The organism is Prevotella ihumii (assembly GCF_900155655.1).
GTDB classification, from domain to species: domain Bacteria; phylum Bacteroidota; class Bacteroidia; order Bacteroidales; family Bacteroidaceae; genus Prevotella; species Prevotella ihumii.
Genome location: NZ_LT706991.1, coordinates 1 through 1,349 on the forward strand (window position 1 = coordinate 1; position 1,349 = coordinate 1,349).

Here is a 1,349-nt window from a genome sequence, read left to right on the forward strand (position 1 = left end):
CAAGGCTTCATCATCATTGTGTGGGGATTACTATGTTCTTTCCTTTCAATGCAAATATTCAGCTGCAAGTCCCGATTTATGGTTTCAAGCACCTTAACAAAGTCTTTCCTCACGTCCAGTCCGAGCATTGTGGCTGCAAACCAAAAACAGTCCCCCGAATAGGCTTCATTGCCAAAATCCTTCATTCGGTAGCAGCCGGACTTGTTGTCGAGATAGATATTGCACGATGCACGCTTGTCGTCATACAAAGGATTTCGAAAATTGCGCTTTGGCACAAAGTCGATGGGCATATAGAAGCAGAACACATCCAGTCCTTTGTTGGTTCGGCTTAGTATTTCTTCTTTGATGTTCATAGTTCCTCAAATAAAGTTTGACCATTTCCCATATATCCTTTAAGGACACCATCCTTGTAGGCGTTGAGTCGTTGCAGGGCTTCCACCCGTCTGAAACCCTTGAAGGAGGCACGTCCGCTCTTGACGGCGACGTAAAGTCCCTTGAACGGATAAGCAACGTGGTTGCATGATATATACCTGAACGGGATTGCGTTGGTGTCCCTCCATCGGGCAAGGGATGCCCGCGAAATGCCCAAGAGTCTGATGACGTCGGAGGAACTGAGTTCCATCTTATCCTCCAAAACGGAATAATCGCGTCTCATTTCCACGATAAAGCTGGCTATTCGCTCCATGTCGTTCCTTAGTGAGCGTAACTCTGCAATTACCGTCTTTTGTAAATTATCTTCTTCTGTCATATGCTACTTCTCTTTTCAGTTTAGGATTGAATTGTTGCTCTCCGTGGATTATCATCCGTCTGGAAATTCAGAGTCCTTCCCCAATTGGTGCAATAACTGCATAAGATGCTGCTTAAATCTTCTACTGTCTAGCTTGCACAGCCGATTGAGAATAACGATGAGATCTTCCTGCTCCATTGTGGAGAAGCGAAGGCTTTTATGGGGTGTGGTTGCAATCATGGAATCAATCATTCCCTTTGGGAGATGTATCAGCAGCACATCCATATCGAAGGCTGCGGCACATCTTGCATAAGTGTTGATACGAAGGTCGGTCTGCATCTTGCAGTGTTTCATAAAGTTGGAATATTCCATATCGGCATAGCCTGCCCTTAGCTTGCAGTTTTTGCTGGCGGAGAGCATGATTTCAAGCGTCGGAAGTACAACGTAGAATTTTGCGTTACTTCCAGAGTTTTGTTTCTTTGTCTTCATATGTATCCGTCTTTTTGTTAGAAATAATGCTGCAAAGTTCTTAACAAATAGGGCTTTAGAAAGAATATTAAATTGCCAATATTGGCATTATATTGCCATTTTGCATTTTTAACATTATGCGTTATTTGTTGCC

2 protein-coding genes and 1 pseudogene are annotated in these 1,349 nt (G+C 43.5%); all 3 read right to left on the reverse strand.

Translation table 11 applies throughout. The annotated features are described in order from the left end of the window. A pseudogene (locus tag CZ367_RS13755) lies at nucleotides 1-353 on the reverse strand (bifunctional DNA primase/helicase); the annotation flags it as partial. Next, the gene (locus tag CZ367_RS13760; protein ID WP_021669139.1) at nucleotides 350-748 is read right to left on the reverse strand and encodes a hypothetical protein; all 399 of its coding nucleotides are present in this window, start codon (nucleotides 746-748) and stop codon (nucleotides 350-352) included. The pseudogene CZ367_RS13755 and the gene CZ367_RS13760, both read right to left, overlap by 4 nt. A gap of 51 nt (nucleotides 749-799) precedes the next feature. Beyond that, nucleotides 800-1,216, reverse strand: coding sequence for a hypothetical protein (locus CZ367_RS13765; protein WP_036857307.1), 417 nt, complete (start codon nucleotides 1,214-1,216; stop codon nucleotides 800-802). Nucleotides 1,217-1,349 lie beyond the last annotated feature (133 nt).